24 protein-coding genes are annotated in these 22,627 nt (G+C 30.7%); 5 read left to right on the plus strand and 19 right to left on the minus strand.

The window, feature by feature from the left end; translation table 11 throughout:
- Positions 1 to 275 precede the first annotated feature (275 nt).
- The 11 genes from O3801_RS00565 to O3801_RS00615 form a co-directional block, all read right to left on the minus strand.
- On the minus strand, positions 276 to 644 hold the full coding sequence (locus O3801_RS00565; protein ID WP_294682768.1) for a S1 RNA-binding domain-containing protein: 369 nt from the start codon (positions 642 to 644) through the stop codon (positions 276 to 278).
- The gene (gene tkt, locus O3801_RS00570) at positions 634 to 2,610 is read right to left on the minus strand and encodes a transketolase (RefSeq protein WP_371453528.1); all 1,977 of its coding nucleotides are present in this window, start codon (positions 2,608 to 2,610) and stop codon (positions 634 to 636) included. Before tkt ends, O3801_RS00565 begins: the two co-directional genes overlap by 11 nt.
- 16 nt (positions 2,611 to 2,626) lie before the next feature.
- Entirely contained in the window at positions 2,627 to 3,223 is a 597-nt protein-coding gene (gene recR, locus O3801_RS00575; RefSeq protein WP_294682772.1) for a recombination mediator RecR, read from the minus strand.
- 1 nt (position 3,224) lies between these two features.
- Positions 3,225 to 3,542 carry a YbaB/EbfC family nucleoid-associated protein gene (locus O3801_RS00580; protein WP_003144870.1) on the minus strand — a complete coding sequence of 106 codons (318 nt, stop codon included), beginning with the start codon at positions 3,540 to 3,542 and terminating at the stop codon, positions 3,225 to 3,227.
- A gap of 114 nt (positions 3,543 to 3,656) precedes the next feature.
- Positions 3,657 to 5,366, minus strand: a complete 1,710-nt coding sequence (gene dnaX / locus O3801_RS00585) for a DNA polymerase III subunit gamma/tau (RefSeq protein ID WP_371453530.1) — start codon at positions 5,364 to 5,366, stop codon at positions 3,657 to 3,659.
- A 112-nt stretch (positions 5,367 to 5,478) separates the two neighbouring features.
- Positions 5,479 to 5,799, minus strand: coding sequence for a hypothetical protein (locus tag O3801_RS00590; RefSeq protein WP_371453532.1), 321 nt, complete (start codon positions 5,797 to 5,799; stop codon positions 5,479 to 5,481).
- A 157-nt stretch (positions 5,800 to 5,956) separates the two neighbouring features.
- Positions 5,957 to 7,036, minus strand: a complete 1,080-nt coding sequence (locus tag O3801_RS00595) for an ABC transporter substrate-binding protein (RefSeq protein WP_371453534.1) — start codon at positions 7,034 to 7,036, stop codon at positions 5,957 to 5,959.
- A gap of 1 nt (position 7,037) precedes the next feature.
- On the minus strand, positions 7,038 to 7,838 hold the full coding sequence (locus O3801_RS00600; RefSeq protein ID WP_371453537.1) for an ABC transporter permease: 801 nt from the start codon (positions 7,836 to 7,838) through the stop codon (positions 7,038 to 7,040).
- Complete coding sequence (locus O3801_RS00605; RefSeq protein WP_294682784.1) at positions 7,838 to 8,656, minus strand: ABC transporter permease; 819 nt, start codon at positions 8,654 to 8,656, stop codon at positions 7,838 to 7,840. The genes O3801_RS00600 and O3801_RS00605 overlap by 1 nt, the downstream gene beginning before the upstream one ends.
- Before the next feature lie 3 nt (positions 8,657 to 8,659).
- Complete coding sequence (locus tag O3801_RS00610; RefSeq protein WP_003144999.1) at positions 8,660 to 9,748, minus strand: ABC transporter ATP-binding protein; 1,089 nt, start codon at positions 9,746 to 9,748, stop codon at positions 8,660 to 8,662.
- 10 nt (positions 9,749 to 9,758) lie between these two features.
- A complete protein-coding gene (locus O3801_RS00615; RefSeq protein WP_294682788.1) occupies positions 9,759 to 10,304 on the minus strand; it encodes a helix-turn-helix domain-containing protein in 546 nt (181 codons plus the stop codon).
- A gap of 429 nt (positions 10,305 to 10,733) precedes the next feature.
- Between O3801_RS00615 and O3801_RS00620 the strand changes: the two genes are divergently transcribed.
- On the plus strand, positions 10,734 to 11,489 hold the full coding sequence (locus O3801_RS00620) for an RluA family pseudouridine synthase (RefSeq protein ID WP_371453540.1): 756 nt from the start codon (positions 10,734 to 10,736) through the stop codon (positions 11,487 to 11,489).
- Positions 11,490 to 11,541: 52 nt separating this feature from the next.
- Here O3801_RS00620 and O3801_RS00625 read toward each other — a convergent pair whose 3' ends face one another.
- From O3801_RS00625 to rpsB, 6 genes are all read right to left on the minus strand, one after another.
- Positions 11,542 to 11,787, minus strand: coding sequence for a YneF family protein (locus O3801_RS00625; RefSeq protein ID WP_371453542.1), 246 nt, complete (start codon positions 11,785 to 11,787; stop codon positions 11,542 to 11,544).
- A 2-nt stretch (positions 11,788 to 11,789) separates the two neighbouring features.
- On the minus strand, positions 11,790 to 11,999 hold the full coding sequence (locus tag O3801_RS00630) for a DUF896 domain-containing protein (RefSeq protein ID WP_048801953.1): 210 nt from the start codon (positions 11,997 to 11,999) through the stop codon (positions 11,790 to 11,792).
- 4 nt (positions 12,000 to 12,003) lie between these two features.
- Positions 12,004 to 12,561, minus strand: a complete 558-nt coding sequence (gene frr / locus O3801_RS00635; RefSeq protein WP_294682796.1) for a ribosome recycling factor — start codon at positions 12,559 to 12,561, stop codon at positions 12,004 to 12,006.
- A 24-nt stretch (positions 12,562 to 12,585) separates the two neighbouring features.
- Complete coding sequence (pyrH, locus tag O3801_RS00640) at positions 12,586 to 13,299, minus strand: UMP kinase (protein ID WP_371453545.1); 714 nt, start codon at positions 13,297 to 13,299, stop codon at positions 12,586 to 12,588.
- 119 nt (positions 13,300 to 13,418) lie between these two features.
- Entirely contained in the window at positions 13,419 to 14,306 is an 888-nt protein-coding gene (tsf, locus tag O3801_RS00645) for a translation elongation factor Ts (protein WP_371453547.1), read from the minus strand.
- Between the two features lie 57 nt (positions 14,307 to 14,363).
- A complete protein-coding gene (gene rpsB / locus O3801_RS00650) occupies positions 14,364 to 15,098 on the minus strand; it encodes a 30S ribosomal protein S2 (RefSeq protein ID WP_294682802.1) in 735 nt (244 codons plus the stop codon).
- Positions 15,099 to 15,478: 380 nt separating this feature from the next.
- Between rpsB and O3801_RS00655 the strand changes: the two genes are divergently transcribed.
- From O3801_RS00655 to O3801_RS00665, 3 genes are all read left to right on the plus strand, one after another.
- Complete coding sequence (locus O3801_RS00655; protein ID WP_294682804.1) at positions 15,479 to 16,534, plus strand: metal ABC transporter solute-binding protein, Zn/Mn family; 1,056 nt, start codon at positions 15,479 to 15,481, stop codon at positions 16,532 to 16,534.
- A 125-nt stretch (positions 16,535 to 16,659) separates the two neighbouring features.
- On the plus strand, positions 16,660 to 17,370 hold the full coding sequence (locus O3801_RS00660; protein WP_294682806.1) for a metal ABC transporter ATP-binding protein: 711 nt from the start codon (positions 16,660 to 16,662) through the stop codon (positions 17,368 to 17,370).
- The gene (locus tag O3801_RS00665) at positions 17,363 to 18,157 is read left to right on the plus strand and encodes a metal ABC transporter permease (RefSeq protein WP_294682808.1); all 795 of its coding nucleotides are present in this window, start codon (positions 17,363 to 17,365) and stop codon (positions 18,155 to 18,157) included. The genes O3801_RS00660 and O3801_RS00665 overlap by 8 nt, the downstream gene beginning before the upstream one ends.
- Positions 18,158 to 18,283: 126 nt before the next feature.
- Here the strand turns inward: O3801_RS00665 and O3801_RS00670 are convergent, their stop codons facing one another.
- Complete coding sequence (locus O3801_RS00670; RefSeq protein ID WP_003145160.1) at positions 18,284 to 19,978, minus strand: septation ring formation regulator EzrA; 1,695 nt, start codon at positions 19,976 to 19,978, stop codon at positions 18,284 to 18,286.
- A gap of 317 nt (positions 19,979 to 20,295) precedes the next feature.
- Here O3801_RS00670 and O3801_RS00675 point away from each other — a divergent pair, with 317 nt between their 5' ends.
- Positions 20,296 to 20,763, plus strand: coding sequence for a GAF domain-containing protein (locus tag O3801_RS00675; RefSeq protein ID WP_371453551.1), 468 nt, complete (start codon positions 20,296 to 20,298; stop codon positions 20,761 to 20,763).
- A gap of 50 nt (positions 20,764 to 20,813) precedes the next feature.
- On the opposite strand, the gene O3801_RS00680 is transcribed toward O3801_RS00675, so the two are convergent.
- Complete coding sequence (locus O3801_RS00680) at positions 20,814 to 22,412, minus strand: ABC-F family ATP-binding cassette domain-containing protein (RefSeq protein ID WP_003144861.1); 1,599 nt, start codon at positions 22,410 to 22,412, stop codon at positions 20,814 to 20,816.
- Positions 22,413 to 22,627 lie beyond the last annotated feature (215 nt).

Below are 22,627 nucleotides of genomic sequence, written 5' to 3' on the forward strand. Positions count from 1 at the left end.
AAATAAATAAAAAAGCCCCCTGTGTAAAATTTATTACACAAGGGACGACTATAATCGTGTTACCACCCTAATTCGAGCACATCTTGTACTCCTCATTAGTTTTTATAACGGCTTAAATGCCGATGAAGTACTACATAGGTAGCATAAAAGTTCTATTATGAATCCTTTTCACCAGTAGATTCTCTCTGTTAAATAATATGCTTAACTTTTAATTCCTAAACTTCATTGTATATGTATGTTATTATAAACAGATAAGTTACGTTTGTCAATAGATTTTACTTAGAATTTCTCATTTCAAACATAGCTTTCTTTTGCCAAAGCTTCATGTTTTGTTTTAACGTATCAAAACCATATTCAAAATTCAATGTATCTAAGCTATTAATCTCTTTTTTATCTGTATCTTTTTTCTGTTTAAAGTTTAATGTTGCATTAATTTTATTATCTTTTATTGATAATACTTTCACTTCTAAAATCTCATCTTGTTTAATATAACTACTTATATCAAAAATAAAACAATTAGTAATTTCAGAAATATGAATTAATCCTACCATTTTATCTCGTGTTTCTATAAAGGCTCCGTATGGTTTTACGGCTGTTACTTTAACCTTTATAATATCGCCTGGGCGAACTTCTCTATAGCTCATTTTTAATTTTCTCTACAACTGCTTCAACTGTAAATCCGTATTCTTCGATTACTTTATTTGCAGGTGCAGATGCTCCAAATTTATCAATTCCGATAGCTAATCCATCTAAACCAACATATTTGTACCAAAGAGCACTGTTACCCATTTCTAATGATACACGACGACGGATATTTAATGGTAGTAATTCCTCTTTGTATTCTTTAGATTGTTCTTCAAATAACTCTACTGATGGCATACTTACTACACGCACTTTAGAACCATCTTTTTCTAATTCACGTGCTACATCGATTGCTAGCGCTACTTCTGATCCTGTTGCGATTAAAATAGTATCAAAGTCTGCAGATGTTTCATAAACAACGTATGCACCTTTAGCAACTTTTTCGAATGAAGAATTTTCTAAGATTGGTAAGTTTTGACGAGTTAGAACAATTGAAGTTGGTCTATCGTTAGTTTTTTGTGATAAGTACCAAGCTGCTTGTGTTTCAGTTGCATCAGCTGGTCTGAATACATAAGTATTTGGTATTGTTCTTAATGATGCTAAGTGTTCGATTGGTTCGTGAGTCGGACCATCTTCACCTACTGCAATACTATCATGTGTGAATACATATGTTACAGGTAAGTTTTGTAATGCTGATAATCTTAACGCACCTTTTAGATAGTCTGAGAATACGAAGAATGTACCACCAAATACACGTACACCACCATGTAGCATTAATCCATTTAATACTGTTGCCATTGCAAATTCACGAACACCGAATTGAACATTACGTTCTGTTCTGTGAGCATCATCTTGTAAGTTATCACCTTTAATAAATGTCATATTAGAGTGAGAAAGGTCAGCTGAACCTCCGAAGAATGTAGGTAATACTGCCGCAACACTGTTAATAGCATCTTGAGAAGAGTTACGAGTTGCTTGTGCTTCTCCTACATTTTTGAATGAGAAACTCTCTTTAGATAGACGTTTAATATCTTCACGAGATAGAACTTCTTCTAATTCTTTTGCTAACTCAGGGTATGCTGCTTTATAATCGGCATATAATTTTTCCCATTTAGCGTATTCACCTTCTCCACGGTCTGCAACATTAACTTTGAAGTCAGCATATACATCCGCTGGAATATCGAATGGCTCATTCTCCCAACCGATTTCTTTTCTAAATAATGCAGTTTCCTCTTCACCTAACGGAGCTCCGTGAACCCCATTTGTTCCTTGTCTATTTGGAGAACCAGCTCCGATAATAGTTTTAACCTCGATTAATGTTGGTTTGTCAGATTTTTTAGCTTGTTCAATTGCTGCGTTAACCGCTTCAACACTTGCACCATCTTCAACTAGAATTGTATTCCATCCATATGCTTCATATCTAGCACGCACATTTTCTGAGAATGCATCTTTAGTTTCACCATCTAAACAAATGTCATTTGAATCGTATAATACTACAAGTTTATTTAATTTTTGAACTGCAGCAAAACTTGATGCTTCAGAAGCAACACCTTCCATGATATCCCCATCACCACAAATTACATAAGTATAGTGATCAAATAGATCATATCCTTCTTTATTATATTTAGCTGCTAAGTATCTTTCCGCTAAAGCCATACCAACTGCAGTTGAGATACCTTGACCAAGTGGTCCTGTTGTAGCATCGATACCTTTAGTGTGTCCAAACTCAGGGTGACCTGGTGTTTTAGATCCCCATTGACGGAAGTTTTTAACTTCTTCTAAAGATACATCTTCAAATCCTGATAAGTGTAATAATGAGTATAATAACATTGATCCGTGTCCTGCTGATAATACGAATCTATCTCTGTTTATCCAATCTGTTTTCTTAGGGTTTACTCTTAAATGTTTAGTAAATAAAGAATAAGCCATCGGTGCAGCACCCATTACTACTCCAGGGTGTCCTGATTTTGCTTTATTAATCGCATCAACACCTAAAACTTTTATCGCGTTAACTGATTTTTGTGACATAAAATGTCCTCCTAAATTATAATTCTATTCTGCCAGATATAGCTCTCGATAAAGTAACCTCATCCACGTATTCGATATCACTACCGAAAGAAATACCTTGAGCTATTCTAGTAACTCTTATATCTGTATTTTTTAAATATCTCGAAATAAAACTTGCTGTTCCTTCACCTTCAGGAGATGAATTTGTAGCAAGAATTATCTCTTTTACTGTTTCATCTTGTGCTCTTTCAAAAAGGGATTTTATATTAATATCTAACGGACCAATTCCATCCATCGGCGAAATTAACCCATCAAGCACATGATATACTCCCCTATATTGTTGCATATTCTCCATAGCAACTAGGTCATTATCATTGGCAACTACACAAATAGTCGACTTATCTCTACCAGGATCCGAACAAATATCACATACATGTTCTTCACTAAGTCTTCCACACACTTCACAATTAGTTAATTTTTCCTTAAGATTTACTAAACTGTCTGCAAAGTTTTTAATATCATTATCATTCATTTTTAAAGTGTGAAAAGCCAATCTTACAGCTGTCTTCTTCCCTATTCCTGGTAATAGAGAATAACTTTCTATTAAATCTAAAATTGGTTTTGGATATTGCATCTTATAGACCTGGGATACTTAATCCGTTTGTAAATTTACCTAATGTTTCTTCTTTTAGTTTAGTTGATTTTTCTAATGCATCATTTACTGCTGTTAACACTAAATCTTGAAGCATTTCGATATCTTCTGGATCAACTACTTCTTCTTTAATTTTAATATCTAAAATTTTACCATCACCATTAGCAATAGCAGTAACCATACCACCTGATACAGTTCCTTCAACTGTTTGATCTTTTAATCCTTCTTGGGCCTCTAGCATATCTTTTTGCATTTTTTGCATCTTTCTCATCATTTGTTGCATATTTCCCATTCCGCGCATAATATTTCCTCCTAATGTCTAATTATATTATAATTCTATTTAAAATTTCACAACTTGTCAATAATTTGCAATTCATTTCAAATTATTTCATTTTATTACATAGATATTTTCATCCTATTCAGTTTCTATAATAATATCACCAAATAATTCATCTATTTTTGTTAAGTTTTTTTCTTCAACTTCATCTTTCTCTTCATGTACTTCTTGTACTGGATTATCTAGTTCATCTTTTAGTATTTCATATTGATGATCTTGTATTGTATATATTTCATACTCAACACCAATAACTCGCTTAAATAAACTCTCTAAATATTTTTTATATTTAGAATTTGGAGCCATCTTAACCATATTATCCATTTCATTAAAGACTAATAAACCACCTTCTTTTGAAGACGCTATAAGTTTACATGATTTAAATAACTCTCTCATAGTATTTACTTCTGGATTATTTGTATTCAAACTCTCATTAATTATTTTTATAAATACATTAGATGCATAGTTTGTAAGATTAGGATTTGAATCCTGTATAAGTTTGATAATCTTACTTTTATCTTTTATTATTACTTCTTTAATTTCTTCTTTTGGTGTATTATCTACACCTGTATTTTGAAGTGTATTACTATTTGTACTATTTCGGATACTGTTAGTTTGAGATAGTTCCGTAATATTTTTTAGTTCTGTTCTTAATTGGAATAGCTTGTCTTCTAATAGTTTTACTCTGTTTTCTAACTCAATATTTCTTGTACTAGCCACAGAATTTTGTATACTATTGTTAGCTGAGTTATTTTGATCTGTACCTTCTTCTTTAGAACATATTTTCACTATACAGATTTGCATATAACTCATATATTCAGTTGAAAATCTAATGTGCTGTTCTGTTTGAGATAAGTACTCGATTATTTTATAGAAATAATCGAAATCTACACTATCTATTTCCGTTGAAATTTTTTCAACATTATAACCAGTATGCTTAGTATCTTTTAAATTTTTATATACTACAATATCTCTAGTTACATTTATTAAATCATTAAGTAGTAACTTAGTATCTTTGGCTTGAGCTACAAATTCATTATATTTTAATAGTGATTTTGTAACATCTCCCTGTAATAAACCTCTATAAAATTCTAGTATATCATCTTCGCTTATTGATGAAGTCACTTCTAATATATGATTCAAAGTTATCTCTTCAGCATAATTAGAAACTTGATCTAAAATACTAATCGCATCTCTTAACCCACCTTTTGCTAGTGTAGCAATTTTCTCTATCGCAGCTTCTTCAATAACTAAATTTTCTTCTTTTGCAATGTATTTTAATCTATCAATTAATTGTTCTTGAGATAAATTTTTAAATTCAAATCTCTGGCATCTTGATAAAATAGTTGCAGGTATTTTATGAATTTCAGTAGTAGCAAGTATAAAGATTACATGTGCTGGTGGTTCCTCTAGCGTTTTTAATAATGCATTAAACGCAGCAGTCGTAAGCATATGTACTTCATCTATGATATAGACTTTATATTTACCTTCAGTTGGTAGAAATTTAATAGCTTCTTTTATATCACGAACTTCATCAACACCATTGTTACTAGCTGCATCTATTTCAATTATGTCAACATTTTCTTTCTGATATATTTCATTACCATTAACCTCATTAGCAAATATCTTCGCTATAGAGGTTTTACCAGTTCCTCTTGATCCATAAAATAAATAGGCGTGACTTATTTGATCTTTGTCAATCGCATTTCTCAACACAGAAACTATATGATTTTGACCAACTATATCATTAAACGTTTGTGGTCGATATTTCCTATATAATGCTTGAAACATACAAACCTCCTAAATTATTTTAACCTATTAATTATACCATATTTTCGACAGTACTAATAGTAAAAGATAGCAGAGCAGACACATTATTAATAAAGTACACTACTCTATATTTTTACAAAACAACAAAATATATTCCCACAAGAAAACAAATTATACTCACTATCTGTAATATTCTCCCAGTTATTTTGCTGTCCTTTGCATACTTTTCAATATTTTCTGGCAACTTCGCTTCTTCATAACTTATGCTGATACCACTAATTAAATGAGCATTATCTCCTCTTAAAATGTATTTTGCTATAATAAATAATACGGCTGCAATATAAAACATTATAAGAGCTCCAGCATACTCTATATACTCACTAGGTAGAAAGATAGACGATATAATTAAGATTTCACAAGGTAACATCAGCAAAACTGCTGTACTTGTTTTCATAGTAATGCACCCCTTTTTGTACTTCACTTAGCTATTTTTTTTCAATTATATTATACATTAACAAAACAACGATGGTCAAAACTTACAAAAAAACTCTCCTCACTGAAATTTCTGTCAGTAAAGAGAGTCATTATTAATTCGATAATCTCGTTTTATTTTATTTTCTATTGTTAATTTTGAATTTTAAGAATAGATCGTTGTAGAATTGAATCATTTTTGGATCTAAGTCTTCATATACTTCAGCTCTATTTCCAAAGCTTTCTAAATCAGGATAGAATTGTTCGTCACTTGTTGTTTCTTCTGATAACAATTCTTTAGCTTTAGCATTAGGAGTTGCATAGCCGATAAATTCAGAGTTTTTCGCTGCATTTTCTGGTTTTAACATAAAATTAATAAATTTATATGCTGCATCTTCATTTTTAGAAGTTTTTGGTATTACTATATTGTCAAACCATAGGTTAGTACCTTCTTTAGGTAATGCATAAACCATATTTTCATTTTCTTCCATAATTGATTTAGCATCTCCCGAGAAAACTACCGATACCCATGCTTCATTGTTAATCATAAGCATTTTCTTCTCATCAGAGTTAATTGCTTTAATATTTGGGTGAAGTAGTTCTAATTTTCTTTCCGCTAAATTTAAATCTACTTCATTAGTATCATTTACCGAATTCCCTTCTGATTGAAGAGCAATTCCCATCATTTCACGTGCACCATCTATTAGTAATATATTATTTTCTAAGCGTGCATCCCAAAGGTCATTCCATTTTTCAAATTTAAGATCTTCTGGAACTTTAGTTTTATCATAAAGTATACCTAAAGTACCCCAGAAATAAGGAATTGAGTATTCATTATTTGGATCGAAACTTTTATTTCTAAATTGTTCTTCAATATTATCAAAACCTTCAATTTTACTGTGATCTAATTTCTTAAGTAGATTCAACTTCTTCATCTTTTTAATCATATAATCAGATGGTATTACAATATCGTACGGCGTAGAACCTGCTTGAATTTTTGTAAGCATTGCCTCATTAGAGTCAAATGTTTCATATACTACTGAAATCCCAGTTTCTTCTTCAAACTTTTTAATTAAATCTGGATCAATATATTCTCCCCAGTTGAAAATTGTTAAAGTTTGTTTATCACCACTATTTGAACTATCTATGAAATTGCGACTATAAAGTAAACCTAAACAAATAACTAAGATTGAAATTGCTGAAATAAGTAATTTTTTCATATTATCTTACCTCCCTTTTTAATTTACTAGTATTGATTACATAATAAATTAATACCGCTACAACAACAAAGATAGTTAAAACTGTAGATAAAGCATTAATCTGTAAGTTTATTCCTTGTCGAGCCATTGAGTAAATTTCAACAGAAAGTGTTTGGAATCCATTACCTGTAACAAAGAATGTTACTGCAAAGTCATCTAATGAATAAGTTAATCCCATAAAGAATCCTGCCCAAATCCCTGGTGTAATATAAGGAATTACAATCTTACTTAGTACTTGAGGATAAGTTGCTCCAAGGTCAATTGCTGCATCCACCATAGTTCTAGGCATTTCATATAGTTTAGGTAATACCATTAAAACAACAATAGGTATACTAAATGCGATATGTGATAATAATACAGACCAGAATCCTTGAATAGTGTCTAACCCTGTGTACTTAGAAATAAACGTAAACATTAATAAGAATGAACATCCAATGATAACGTCAGGACTTACAATAAGAATATTATTCCCTACTAAGAAAGAATTTTTCTGCTTATTTGATTTTAAAGAATATATACCTAATGCACCCAATGTTCCAAAAATAGCAGAAAATAATCCACAAAGTAATGCAACAACAATCGTGTTAATTACAATAACCATCATACGTGTATTTTTAAATAAATCAACATAATGTTTCCAAGAAAATCCTTCGAAATCGATCATTGTCTTACCTGAGTTAAATGAGTAGTATGCTAAGTAAATTAGAGGTATGTATAATATTGCAAAGATAACCCCTAAATATATTTTTGAAGTTAATTTCATTATTTTCTACCTCCAAAATTAGTTTTGTCTTTAGTATTTGTAAGAACCATTATAATCCCCATTACTACTATTAAGAATACTGCGATTGTTGAACCTACTCCCCAGTTTTGAGTAACTAAGAAATGTTCTTCAATAGCTGTTCCTAAGTTGATAATTTTGTTCCCAGCAACAAGTCGAGTAATCATGAATAATGACAGAGCTGGAATAAATGTTACCTGAATACCTGTTTTAACACCATTTATACTTAATGGTAATATTATTTTTAAGAATGTAGTTTTAAAATCTGCACCTAGATCATAAGACGCTTCTATTAAGTTCTTATTCATACCAGAAACCGAGTTATAAATAGGTAATAACATAAATGGTAAGAATATGTAACTTGATACAAAAATAAAACTAAATGAATTAAATAGTAAACTTTGAGAACCTATACCAATATACTCTAAGAAACTATTAATTGTTCCATATTCACCAAATAATCCTAAGAACGCATAAGTTTTTAATAAGATATTAATCCACGTTGGTAAGATAATTAATAGAAGTAATAATTCTTTATGTTTACTTTTATTAATAGCAAATGCTAATGGATAACTAATTACTAAACATATAAGTGTAATTAAAAACGCATACCAGAAACTATATAATGTCATTAATACATATGTGCTACTAAAAAATATCTTATAATTTTCAAGTGTAAAATTACCATCAATATCTCTAAATGAATGATAGAAGATAAGTAATATTGGAAATACTACAAAAAGTAACATCCACATTACATATGGAATCATAAAAAATGAACGTGTTTTTCTATTAAACATTTTTTATTCCTCCTCTTCATATGATTCAAGACGAGCATCAAATTCTTCTTCAGTTTCTCCAGGCACCATGATATGAATTGCTTCAGGATCAAAGTTTAAACTTACAGCTGCACCTGGTTTTGCTTGTTTTGTAGAGTGGACAATCCATTCATTGTATTGATCATCTAAACAACAGATTTCATAGTGAACTCCTCTAAATAACTGAGTATCTACTACTACGCTGATTTTACCTTTATCAGCACTTGTTATCTCTAAGTCCTCTGGACGAATAACTACTTCTACACGTTTATTTTTATCTAAACCAGCATCCACACATTCATACTGTTTACCATAGATTTCAACTAAATAGTCATCTAACATAACAGCATTAACAATATTAGATTCACCAATGAAATCAGCAACAAAACGGTTTACTGGCTCATCATAAATATCAGTTGGTGTCCCACTTTGTTCAATTTTCCCATGATTCATTACGAAGATATAGTCACTCATTGCTAGTGCTTCTTCTTGATCGTGAGTTACATAGATAAACGTAATTCCTGTTTGTTGTTGCAGTTCACGAAGTTCATATTGCATCTCTTGACGAAGTTTTAAATCAAGCGCTGAAAGTGATTCATCTAGCAGGATAATTTCAGGTTCATTAACAATTGCACGAGCTATAGCGACACGTTGTTTTTGTCCACCACTCATCTCACTTATATCACGATTTTCAAAACCAGCTAAGTTAACTTGCTTAAGAGCTTTTTTTACTTTTTTATTAATTACTTCTTTCTTTTCGTTTTTAATTTTTAATCCGAAAGCAACATTTTCAAATACATTCATGTGTGGGAATAATGCATAATCCTGGAACACAGTATTTACATGTCTCTTATTCGCAGGTAAATCATTCACTACTTTATCATCAAGTAGTACATCACCTGATGTTGGACTTAAAAATCCACCAATTAATTTTAAAATTGTACTTTTACCACATCCACTTGGTCCAAGTAATGTATAGAATTTTCCTTTTTCTATTTCTAAATCAATATTCTTTAATACATGTGTATTACCAAAAGACATTGATACATTTTTAAATTCAACAATATTTGCCATTATTTTCTCCTTATAAATACGAATTAGTCGCTACAATTAACACTTCACATTCTTCATCAAAAGGATTTGATATTCTATGTTCTGACGTAGCTAAAAAATAAAAACTTTCATGAGTAGAAGCTATAAACTCCTCATCACCTAATCTTAATTTACATTTTCCCTTCAGTACATAGCATAATGTTTCTGATTCAGAAGGATCAAATGTTTTATAGTTACTATTTTTATCAAGTTTCAATATAAGTGATTCCATCTCTTTCTCATTTGATTCTGGAACCAACCATGTAAGTTTATATCCTTCATCAGTTTCTTCATAACTAGTTTGATCTTCTAATGAATAATATACTTTCTGACTAGTACTCTCCTTATCAAAAAAATCTTTAGGAGCACATCCAAGAACTTGGAGTATATTAAAAAAAGTTTCCATTGATGGCGATGCTAAATCACGCTCAACTTGAGATATATACCCCTTACTAAGATCAGTACGTTCACCTAATTCTTCTTGGGTGAGGTTTTTTTGAATACGTAGTCTCTTTAATCTTTCACCTATAGAATACATAACTTCTCCTTTCTATAGTCAAGAAGTTAATATTGTTTTACAATATATAACTTTAAGTTAATTTTGTTTATTATTATCTAACAAAACGTTAATGTTGTTTACTATTAGTAAACTTATCGTTATTTAAGTTTATTAATAATAAACTCTTTGTTTAGTATGATTAAATCACAAGTTATATAATACTATATTTTCAAGTTAAAATCAAGTTAAAATCGACTTATTTTTCAACTTTTTAATAATTATAAATTCCCTCAATAAAGCTTATTATTCTTTATTATCTTAACGTTTTAGTATATAATGGTACTATTAATATAAGAAAGAAATCAAGGTACCATAATGAAATTTAAAATACTACAGCCCTTCACATCAGTTGAGGGTTATTTAAGTCAATTTTTAAAAGTGTCAAAAAAGAATATACATACTATTAGAATGCAAAGTCATCATGATAAAGAAACGATTAAAGTTAATGGAAAAGAAGCGGATTTAACATCAAGTTTATTTACAAATGATACACTAGAAGTAAATATAGATTTAGCGACATCTAAGTACTTATCAAACACAGCCGCTACAATAAACAAAGAATACGAGGATGATTATGTTCTTATCGTATCAAAACCATTCGGTATAAAAACTCATCCAAATGATATAGAAGATGAAAACGATACGCTAGTTAATTATTTAATAGCGGATTATAACTACCTAGAACCTATTCACAGACTTGATATAGATACTTGCGGTTTAGTGATTCTAGCAAAAACTCCTTTAATCAAAGCTAAGCTAGATCAAATGCTTGAACAAAGAGCAATTAAACGTTATTATACAGCACTAATAAAAAACAAGGTTAAACCACAAACTATTAGTACTAATATAGGAAGAGACAGTAAAGAGAAAAACAAAATGGCTGTAACTAGAAACGGAAAGAATGCTATTACTAATATACTTGAATGCAGTAAATTAGATCAAAATAGATTTGCAGTACTTATCTCTCTTGAAACAGGTAGAACTCACCAAATTCGAGTCCATTTATCTTCTTTAGGTGTTCCAATAATCGGAGATAAATTATATTCAAAAGACGGATATAAATACGAAAAAATGTATTTAGGAGCATTAAAAGTAGTTTTCCCACACCCTGTTACAGGAAACACTTTAGAAATCCAATCATCAATTGAAAAAGATTTTATATAATAATAAATGAAAAACAGATGTGCAGTATTATTACACATCTGTTTTATTTAAATTATTTTTTCATTTGTTTTTGCGCTTGTTTTTGCGCTTTTTTCATGTTGCTCATAACTTGATTGATTTTTTTACGAGATGGTTTTTGTCCCATTTGACTCATCATACTCATAACCATATCTTCGTTAATTTGAGGATTTTTTTCCATGTAGTTCATGAAATTACGTCTTGCTAGATAGAAACCTCCAACAACACCGATAAGTAAACAAATTGCTCCAACTAAAATTGTAACTGCAGTTTCACTCATTGTTAATTTCCTTTCTTTTTAGGAGTTATATCTTCTCCATTTTCATTAATTACTTTTGTATTATCTAATATGTTTCTCATATTAGCTTTAAAATTTTGTAAATATAATTGTCTATATTTAGCTAATTCTTCTGATTCCTCAGCAGTTAATTCACGCTCTTTTTTTGTAGCATTAAGTGAATTAATTTTAGCAATAACTTCTGTCATTTCCATATTATTATACACTCATTAACTCATCTTGTTTTTCTTTAGTAACTTTATCGATTTCAGCAACGAATTTATCAGTTACTTTTTGAATATCATCAGAATATCCTTTTAAATCGTCCTCAGTAATTTGAGAAGCTTTTTCTAATTTTTTCATAGCATCCATTGCATCACGACGAACATTACGTACAGCAACTTTAGCACCTTCAGATTCTTTACCTACTAATTTAGCAAGTTCTTTACGACGTTCCTCAGTTAAAGCTGGGAATACAATACGAATTACTGTCCCATCGTTGGCTGGATTTAATCCTAAATCAGATGCTTGAATAGCTTTTTCAATATCTCCTAATAAAGTTTTTTCGTATGGAGAAATTACAAGCATTTTAGGTTCTGGTACAGAAACCCCTGCAACTTGGTTAATCGGAGTTGGTACACCATAGTAATCAACTGTTAATCTATCTAAAACAGCAGCACTAGCTTTACCAGCTCTGATAGATGCTAATTCACGACGTAAACTAGCGATCGCTTTTTCCATTCTTTCGTTTAAATTATTCATTATTTGTTCAGGCATAATTGTAAACTCCTAATATAAATTTTATTCAATAATTGTTCCTAGATTTGCATCAGAAACAACTTTAACAATATTATCTGCATCATCTATTGAAAAGACAATAATTGGCAGGTGATTATCCATACAGAATGTAATTGCTGTAGAATCCATTATTGTTAACCCTTTGTTCATAATATCCATGTATGATAACTTATCATATTTAGTTGCTGTACTGTCCAGTTTTGGATCAGCAGAGTAAACACCGTCTACTCCATTTTTACCCATTAAAATAGCTTCAGCACCAATTTCTTTTGCACGTAATGCCGCTGTTGTATCTGTTGAGAAATATGGATTTCCAATTCCAGCCGCAAATATAGCAACACGACCTTTTTCTAAGTGTCTAATTGCACGTCTTCTAATATATGGTTCAGCCATTGCTTTCATTTCAACAGAAGTTAATACACGAGTATCAACACCTTTTTGTTCTAATGAATCTTGTAATGCTAATGAGTTCATAACCGTAGCTAACATCCCCATTGAATCAGCTGTAGCACGTTCCATCCCTAGTTCTTCACCAGTTTTTCCGCGCCAAATATTTCCTCCACCAACAACAATAGCAACTTCTACCCCTTGTTTTACTACCTCTACGATTTGAGAAGTTATTTTTGTAACAACTTCAGAATCAATACCGAATCCTTTTCCACCTGCTAGTGCTTCACCACTTAGCTTATATAAAACTCTTTTATATTTAGTAGCCATTTCTATCCTCCTAGTAAATTACAGACATTATTGTTTCTACTATACTAATTTTTTAAAAAAGCACACACAAGAAGTGTGTGCTTAACCTCTTTTAATAAAATATATTAAATAGAGAATTATTATTTGCTAGCGTTAACTTGGCTCATTACTTCTTCAGCAAAGTTATCTTCTTTTTTCTCGATACCTTCACCAACTTCGTAACGTACGAATTTAGCAAGTTTTCCACCTTTTGATGCTACGAATTTTTCAACAGTGAAACTATCGTCTTTAACGAATTTTTGTTTAACAACTGTGATTTCTTCTAAGAATTTGTTAATTCTTCCAACGATCATTTTTTCAACGATGTTAGCAGGTTTTCCTTCGTTTAATGCTTGCTCAGTTAATACTTTTTTCTCGTGCTCAAGTACATCAGCTGGTACTTCGCTTTCGTCTAAGTATTTAGGAGCTAAAGCAGCGATGTGCATTGCAACATCTTTAGCTGCTTCTTCATCAGTGCTTCCTTCAACAAGAGTAAGAACACCAATTCTTCCTCCCATGTGAGAGTATGCACCAAATGCATCAGCATCAGATTTAGTTACAACTTCAAATCTTCTTAATGAAAGTTTTTCACCAATTGTAGCGATACCTTCGTTAATTACTGCTTCAACAGTTCCACCTTGAGCTTCTACTTGAAGAGCTTCTTCTAAAGTTGCTGGTTCAGCTGCTAAGATAGCTTCTGCAACATTTTTTACTAAAGCAACGAATTTTTCGTTTTTAGCAACGAAGTCAGTTTCTGAGTTGATTTCTAAGATAACAGCTTTGTTACCTTTAACTTCGATGTAAGAAAGACCTTCTGCAGCGATTCTGTCAGCTTTTTTAGCTGCTTTAGCGATACCATTTTCTCTTAGGTAGTCGATTGCTGCATCGATATCTCCATCAGTTTGAGTTAGTGCTTTTTTACAGTCCATCATACCAGCACCAGTACGTTCTCTTAATTCTTTTACCAAACTAGCTGTAATTTGTGCCATTTTGATTTGCCTCCGTTATTTTATTATTAATTTTTTTATTTGTTTTATAATCTAAAATTATTCTTCAGTTGCTTCTACTTCTTCAGAAACTTCTTCAGTTTCTTCGATGTTACCTTCGTTGTAAGCTACAAAAGCGTCTGCCATTTTAGCTGTTAATAATTTAACTGCACGGATAGCGTCATCGTTTGCAGGGATTACGTAATCAACATCATCTGGATCACAGTTTGTATCTACGATACCTACTACAGGGATTCCTAATTTTTTAGCTTCAGCAATTGCGTTGTGCTCTTTTTTAGGATCTACTACGAAGATTGCATCTGGCATACCTTTCATTTCACGGATTCCACCTAAGAATTTAACTAATTTATCGTATTCTTTTCTTAATTCGATAACTTCTTTTTTAGGTAGTACTTCGAATACTCCATCAGCTTCCATTTTTTCGATTTCAGCGATTCTGTCAATACGTCCTTTAATAGTTTTGTAGTTAGTTAAAGTTCCACCTAACCAACGGTGATTGATGTAGTATTGACCACTTCTTTCAGCTTCTTCTTTAATAGCATCTTGTGCTTGTTTTTTAGTACCTACGAATAACATTTTTCCGCCTTGATCAGCTACTGATTTTACGAATTCGTATGCTTCATCAACTTTCTTAACTGTTTTTTGTAAGTCGATAATGTAGATACCGTTTCTTTCTGTGAAGATGTATTTATCCATTTTAGGGTTCCATCTTCTTGTTTGGTGACCGAAGTGTACACCAGCTTCTAATAATTGTTTCATTGAAATAACTGCCATAGTTATTTTCCTCCTTGGTTTTTTCCTCCGACATTCTCTAAGCTTACTGCAAACATAAATGCACCGAGCAGCTACTCAAATGTCGTGTGTTATATTTTTGTTGATTTTTACTCAACTTTATTAATTATATAGCATTACCAACTAAAAATCAAGTATTTTAATAAAAATCCTATTAACAATTATCTTCCATTAATACTATATAATTTTTAACTAATTCTTATTAATCATTCTTCTATATATATATATGTACATATTATGAAAATTATTTCTAATTTTTCACTTTAATCAAAATTATTTCGTTTAAGAACTTGATTTTTTTATAAAGTAGTATTATAATTTATTAGAACGTAATAATTACGAATAACGGAGGAATATTACAAATGAATAAATTTTTAAAATTAATATCAGTTGTTGCTGCGTTCGCCCTACTTTTAGTCGGATGTTCAAGCAAAACTAATTCTGGAGCTTCTAACTCTGGAAATAAAACGAAAATTGTTACTTCAGTAAACTTTTATGCAGAAGTAGCTAAGAGTATCGCAGGAGATAAAGCAGAAGTTTCTTCTATTATATCTTCTACTTCGGTAGATCCACACGATTTTGAACCAACTGCTCAAGATGCTAAAACTGTTGCTGATTCTAACATCGCTATCTTAAACGGTGGTGGGTACGATTCTTGGTTCGAAAAACTAACTGCTAATAGTAAAGACATTAAAAAAATTGACGGTGCTAAATTACTAGGTCTTAAAGATGGAGATAATGAACACATTTGGTACAACCCAGAAGTAATGAGTAAAGTTGCAGACGAACTTACTAAAGTCTTATCTGAAAAAGATTCTGCTAATAAAGATTTCTATGAAAAAAATAGAGATAACTACAAAAAAGAACTTTCAAAAATTACTGACAAAATTAATTCTTTAAAAGATAAAGCAAATGGAAAATCAGTATTAACAACTGAACCAGTTTTTGAATATGCAGTTGATGCTCTAGGATTCAAAACAACAGACCAAGTTAAAAAACTAGCTCAAGCTACTGAAGAAGGAAATGACCCTGCACCTCAAGATTTAAAAGCTATTCAAGAACAAATTAAATCTAAACAAATTTCATTAATCATCAACAATGTTCAAACAACTAATAAAACTATCGAAGGATTAATTAGTCTAGCTGAACAAAATAAAGTTCCAGTACTTAATGTAACAGAAACTCAACCTGATGGTAAAACTTACATCGAGTGGATGTTAGATCAATACAATAAACTTGAAGAAATTTTAAATGGTGGAGCTGGTGAAAAAGCTTATCATGTTGAAGGTGCTGATGAAGGACACTCTCATGATCACGGACACGAAGGTCATTCTCATGAAGGACACTCTCACAGTCATTCTCACGATGACAAAGATCATGATCATGACCACGATCACGAAAAAGAACATAAACATTAATACGAAGATTAAAAATTAGTCTTCACATATTATAAATATGTAGTATAATATAAAGAAGAGATTCTAAATCGTATCTCTTCTTTTTTATATTAAAAATAAAATTTTAAATTTACTTAGGAGATTTTATGGCTGAACTTAAAATAAAAAATCTCACTTATTCAATAGGAGATAAGACAATATTAGATAACATTACATTTTCTGTAACTTCAGGAGATGTTGTTGCTGTTGTTGGAAAAAATGGTGTTGGTAAAACTACATTATTAAACAACATTCTAGAAAAATTAAATAAAACTAGCCAGATTACACTTGTTGGAGAAAATCCAACTCTTGGATATGTTCCTCAGTTCAGACAAATAGATGAAGAACTTCCTCTATCTGCTACAGACTTTGTATCACTTCCTATTCAAAAAGGATTTCTTCCATGGCTTAGTAAAAAAGAAAAAGAAAGCATTAAAGAAGCATTAGAATTAACAAATTCTCTAAAACTTCAAAATAAATCTATAGGTACTCTCTCAGGTGGAGAAAAACAACGTGTATTTTTAGCACAAGCATTGGTAAATAGACCAAACTTACTACTACTTGATGAATTTACATCAAATTTAGATAAAACTAGTGAAATCGAATGTATGACTTTAGTAAAAGAAATTACAAAGAAAGAAAACATTATTACTCTATGTATAACGCATGAACTTTCACTCCTTGACGAAAAATACATTGATAAAATACTATATCTAGAAGAAGGTTGCTTCAAATTTATTAGTATTGAAGATTACAATATAGAAAAAAATAATCTAAAATTATGCAAACACTATGTAGGAGATAACAACCATGTTTAATTATGATTTTATGCAAAATGCTTTTATAGCTGGTACAATTGTTGCAATAATGGCAGGTTATATCGGTGTGTTTGTAATGGCTAGAAATATGTCATTTATCTCACATACCCTATCTCATGTCGGATTCGCAGGAGCAGCTTTCGCTGTTTTCTTAGGTATAAATCCAATTTACGGATTATTAATTTTCACTGTCACAATGTCATATTTAGTTGGACATCTAAGTGTGAAAGCATTTAGACGTGAGGCGACAGTAAGTGTAATGTTAGGAATATTCTTAGGATTAGGATTATTATTCTTATCATTAACACCTAAAAGTACAAGCTATGTTAACAACATACTATTCGGTAGTGTTGTTTCTATAACAAGAGACGATGTAAAATTAATATTTACACTAGCACTTGCTGTAATACTGCTACTTTCTATCTTTTATAGAAAAATTAAATTCGATTCTTTCGATGCAATTGGAGCGAAAGCATTAGGACTTAACGGAAAATTTATTTCAATATTTTTCTTAGTTTTACTTTCAGTTGCCACAAGTATTACAGTACCTGTAGTAGGAGCATTATTAATGTTCGTCCTACTGACAGTTCCTGCTAGTGCAGCGCGATATCTTACTAATAAAGTAGGGCTAATGATAGCAATATCGATATCGTTTGCTTTAATTGGTACTTGGGCAGGGATTACTCTTTCATATTACACTTCCCTTCCTACTACTTTCTTTATAGCAACTATCGAAGCACTATTCTACTTTTCTAGTCTAGGTTACTATAATCTAAAGAGAAAATAATAAAATATAAAATCAACTACTGTTACTATAACATTTTTAGTAACAGTAGTTTTTAATTACCCCTCAAAAAATATTATATAACTAAAAAAACACCCTAGTTTTATTTCTAAAACTAGGGCTTTTATATTATCTAGGTTTTACTGAATTTCTAATTCTTTCGTATGCACCTGGCTCAACTTTATCTAGAGAATTTCTAATAATTTCTAAAGTTTTGTTGTAACGATACTCTCTATAATATTGCTCAGCAACCGTTAATTGTTGGTGGAATTCAACATTATCTTTTCTGTATCTATTCGCATATCGAATAAGTTTTTCAATTAATTCAATATCAGTAAGAATGTTATTTACTTCAGATGCATAAATATCAAGTGATTCTTCAGCTTCAGCAACTGCACGTTTTAGTAAATCGATATTGATAGGTTCTTTTTTAAGTTCCTCAAGCGCATATCTATAACTATCGGTTACATCTTTATATAATACGATAAATCTATCACTGAATCCTGGAACACGTGAGTTATCTAATTTACGTTTAATAACTTCTTTCTCTTGATTAATGAAGATAAGTTTTTCACGAGCGTGACCTTCTTCTTCACGAAGACTTGTTAAGTATCTAGAATAATTTGTTTGGTCTTCTTCAATTTTTTCTAATCCTTGACCTAATAATTCTACTTTTTCTTTTAAGTCTTTATAGTTTAGTTTTGGCTGATTATTAATATATACATCAATATCATGTTTAACATCAAGTAAATCACTTAACTCATCGTAGTAGTTAGCAACCATTTCTTCATCTTTTTGATAAATTTGGTATCTGTTTTTGATTTCTTGAATGTTATTGTATAGAGCTTCATTTAATTTATCTTGTAATTCAAGCTTATTAGTTATTTCTCTATAGTTTTCTTCAATATATTTTTTATAATCAAGTTCTTTTTTAAGATCATTAGATACTTCATCGATAACATCATAAATACCATCAAGAATATTTTCGATTAGATCAATATCTCCAGATTTAACTTTTTCACGAGCATCGCTTAATTGCCAAACAATACTTTCAATTTTACTTGAAATTTCTAGGTGAGTAAGTTTAAATCCTTTTTTCTCCATTTCCTCAACTTTAAGTCTTAATGACTGAATTTGAGCTGGACAAGTCTTTTCAATTTCTTTTAACAGATCAGGCAGTACTTCCATTCTTTCTTTAAGATTATCAATTAATCCCTTAACAGTATTAATTTTATCTTGTGCTTCGATGTACTTACCAGTAGATGTTAGAAGTTTGAAATCATCAAGTTGTGGAGCTATTTCTTTGATATTTTGTTCAAATTGTTCTGCAGCTGCTCCGTATTGATGACGCTTAGCTAATAGTTCTCTATTAAGCTCTTTGTACTCAACTACGATTTCTTCATATAGTTCTCTATTTCTAGGTTCAACTTCTGTTAATTCTTTAATTTCTCTTCTTATTCCAGCGATTCTATCTTTAATATTTGCTATTAATTCACCACTGTTCATAATTACTTCATCAGCACGTTTGAAATTAAATTTATCAATATAAGTTTCTGCACTATAAAGATCTCTGTCAAGTTCTTCAATATCGATGCTTTGAATTTCGTACCATTCACTTTCCCATTGAGCATAAAGTTTTTCAGCTTTACCAGCAATTTCCAGCGCTTTTACTTTTTTCAAATCATCAGATAGTGTTTCTCTCTCTAGCTCATCTTTCATAACTAAAAGAGGGTATAAATCTTGTTTTTTCCTATTTCTAAAGACGAATAGTGCAACTACTCCTCCAAGAACAAGGATACACACAAATAAAAATATATATGTCATATATCTTCCCCCTGAAATATTATATTTAATTTTTTACGTTTATTTATACAATAACCTAACAAAATTATACCATTTTTATCACAAAAAACAAAGTGTTTCAATCATTTTTTTAATTTTTTTTCAATTTTTTTTATCTAGCAAATAACTAAATATTTTTTATTTATTGTTATTTTTTTACCATAGTAAATAATCATTAATATATAAATTAGATTCTAAACTTTCTAAACAATATTATTTAAAAACTATTATACTTATCACTTTATTTTTTGTTACTATTATGCGAAAATATAATAAAGTCTTTTTAACGAGGTAATTTAATGAACATAGTAGAAAATAAACAATTATTTATAAGTCAAGCGACTGCTTTAGTATCAGGAGAAGATAATTTAGTTACCAATTTATCAAACCTTTCAGCTTTATACAAAGAATACTTACCAAATACAAACTGGGTTGGTTTCTATTTATTAGATGAAATAAACAACAACTTAGTTTTAGGACCATTTCAAGGGAAAGTAGCTTGTACTCGAATACCATTTAATAAAGGTGTATGTGGACATTGCTATACAACTAGAGAAACTATTTATGTTGAAGATGTACATAAGTTTCAAGGACATATTGCATGTGACAGCGCAACTAACAGTGAATTAGTAGTTCCAATTATCAAAAATGATAAAGTAGTAGCTTTACTTGATATAGATTCTATAGAATTCAATAGATTTTCCCAAGAAGAAGTAGAAGCTTTCAGCGAAGTAACTAAACAAGTTTTTGAGAAAGTAATTTTTTAATAACAATATTAAAAGGAGATATACCCCAAAAGTATATCTCCTTCTTTTTATTAATCTATAATACCTTTGAATCTTAGGTAGTTTTCATAATCCATCTCTTTGTTGATTGCACCTTCTGGTGTTAATTCAACTACTCTATTCGCTATTGTTTGAATAAACTCATAGTCATGAGATGTGAAGAATACAGAACCTTTGAAAGCAATAATACCTTCATTGACAGCTGTAATAGATTCTAAGTCAAGGTGGTTTGTAGGTTCATCTAAAAGAATAACGTTAGCTTTAGATAACATCATCTTAGATAACATACAACGCATTTTTTCTCCCCCTGATAATACGTGGGCACGTTTAAGCGCTTCTTCACCAGAGAATAACATTCTTCCTAAGAATGAACGTAAGTATGCTTCACTTTCCTCTTCAGGAGAAGCATATTGACGAAGCCACTCTACTAATGAAAGTTTTAACCCTTCAAAATATTCAGAGTTATCTTTTGGCATATAACTTCTAGAAGTTGTAATACCCCATTTAACTGTACCGCTATCTGGTTCCATTTCACCAGCAAGAATTTTTAGTAATGTAGTTTTAGCAACTTCATCCCCTAGTAAGATAACTTTATCATTAGGATTTACAGTGAAGCTAACATTACTTAATACTTCTTTACCTTCTACAGTTTTGCTTACACCTTCAACGATAAGTAAGTCATTTCCGATTTCACGATCCGGTGTAAAACGAACGTATGGATAACGACGGCTACTTGGTTTAATATCGTCAAGAGTAATTTTATCAAGCATTTTCTTTCTACTTGTTGCTTGTTTAGATTTAGACGCATTCGCTGAGAAACGCGCGATAAACTCTTGTAATTCTTTAATTTTTTCTTCTTTTTTCTTGTTGTTATCTTCTGCCATTCTTCTAGCAAGTTGACTAGATTGGTACCAGAAGTCATAGTTACCAACGTAAAGTTGGATTTTACCAAAGTCTAAGTCACAAATGTGAGTACAAATATTATTTAAGAAGTGACGGTCGTGGCTGACTACGATAACTGTGTTCTCAAAGTTAATTAAGAACTCTTCTAGCCACTTGATTGCACTAATATCAAGACCGTTGGTAGGCTCATCCAGAAGAAGTACATCTGGATTACCGAATAATGCTTGGGCTAAAAGAACTTTAACCTTAATAGCATTATCAAGTTCTCCCATAAGCATTTCATGAAATTCTACAGGAATACCTAGACCTTCAAGAAGTTGTGCTGCATCACTTTCTGCAGTCCAACCATCCATTTCCGCAAACTCACCTTCAAGTTCAGCAGCGATGATTCCATCTTCTTCAGTAAATGGATCTTTCATATAAATTTCATTTTTACGGTTCATAACATCCCAAAGACGTTCGTGCCCCATCATTACAACATCAATAACTCTGTTTTCTTCATATGCGAAGTGGTTTTGACGAAGTACTGCAAGACGTTCACCTTTACCTAAAGAAACGTGCCCTTGTTGTGAATCTAATTCACCAGATAATAATTTTAAAAATGTTGTTTTACCTGCTCCATTAGCCCCGATTAAACCGTAGCAGTTACCATTTGTAAATTTTATATTTACATCTTCAAATAGCTTTCTATCTGCAAAACGTAAACCTAAATTTGTTACTTGTAACATTGTTTTCTCCTTTAATTCTTTAATTCTATAAAACTCTGTATATTACTTTATACTTAAAAGCTTTAAACTTAAACAATTAGATAATATAATTATTGATTAGGGATAATTCAATATGACAATTTCGAAAAAAATAATCTTATCGAATCAGCACATCAAATTCATTTAAAATACAATTAACCATATTGAGGCGACTTAATCAAAGTGACATTAAGACA

The sequence above is a fragment of the Gemella sp. 27098_8_149 genome, assembly GCF_041433745.1.
GTDB lineage: Bacteria > Bacillota > Bacilli > Staphylococcales > Gemellaceae > Gemella.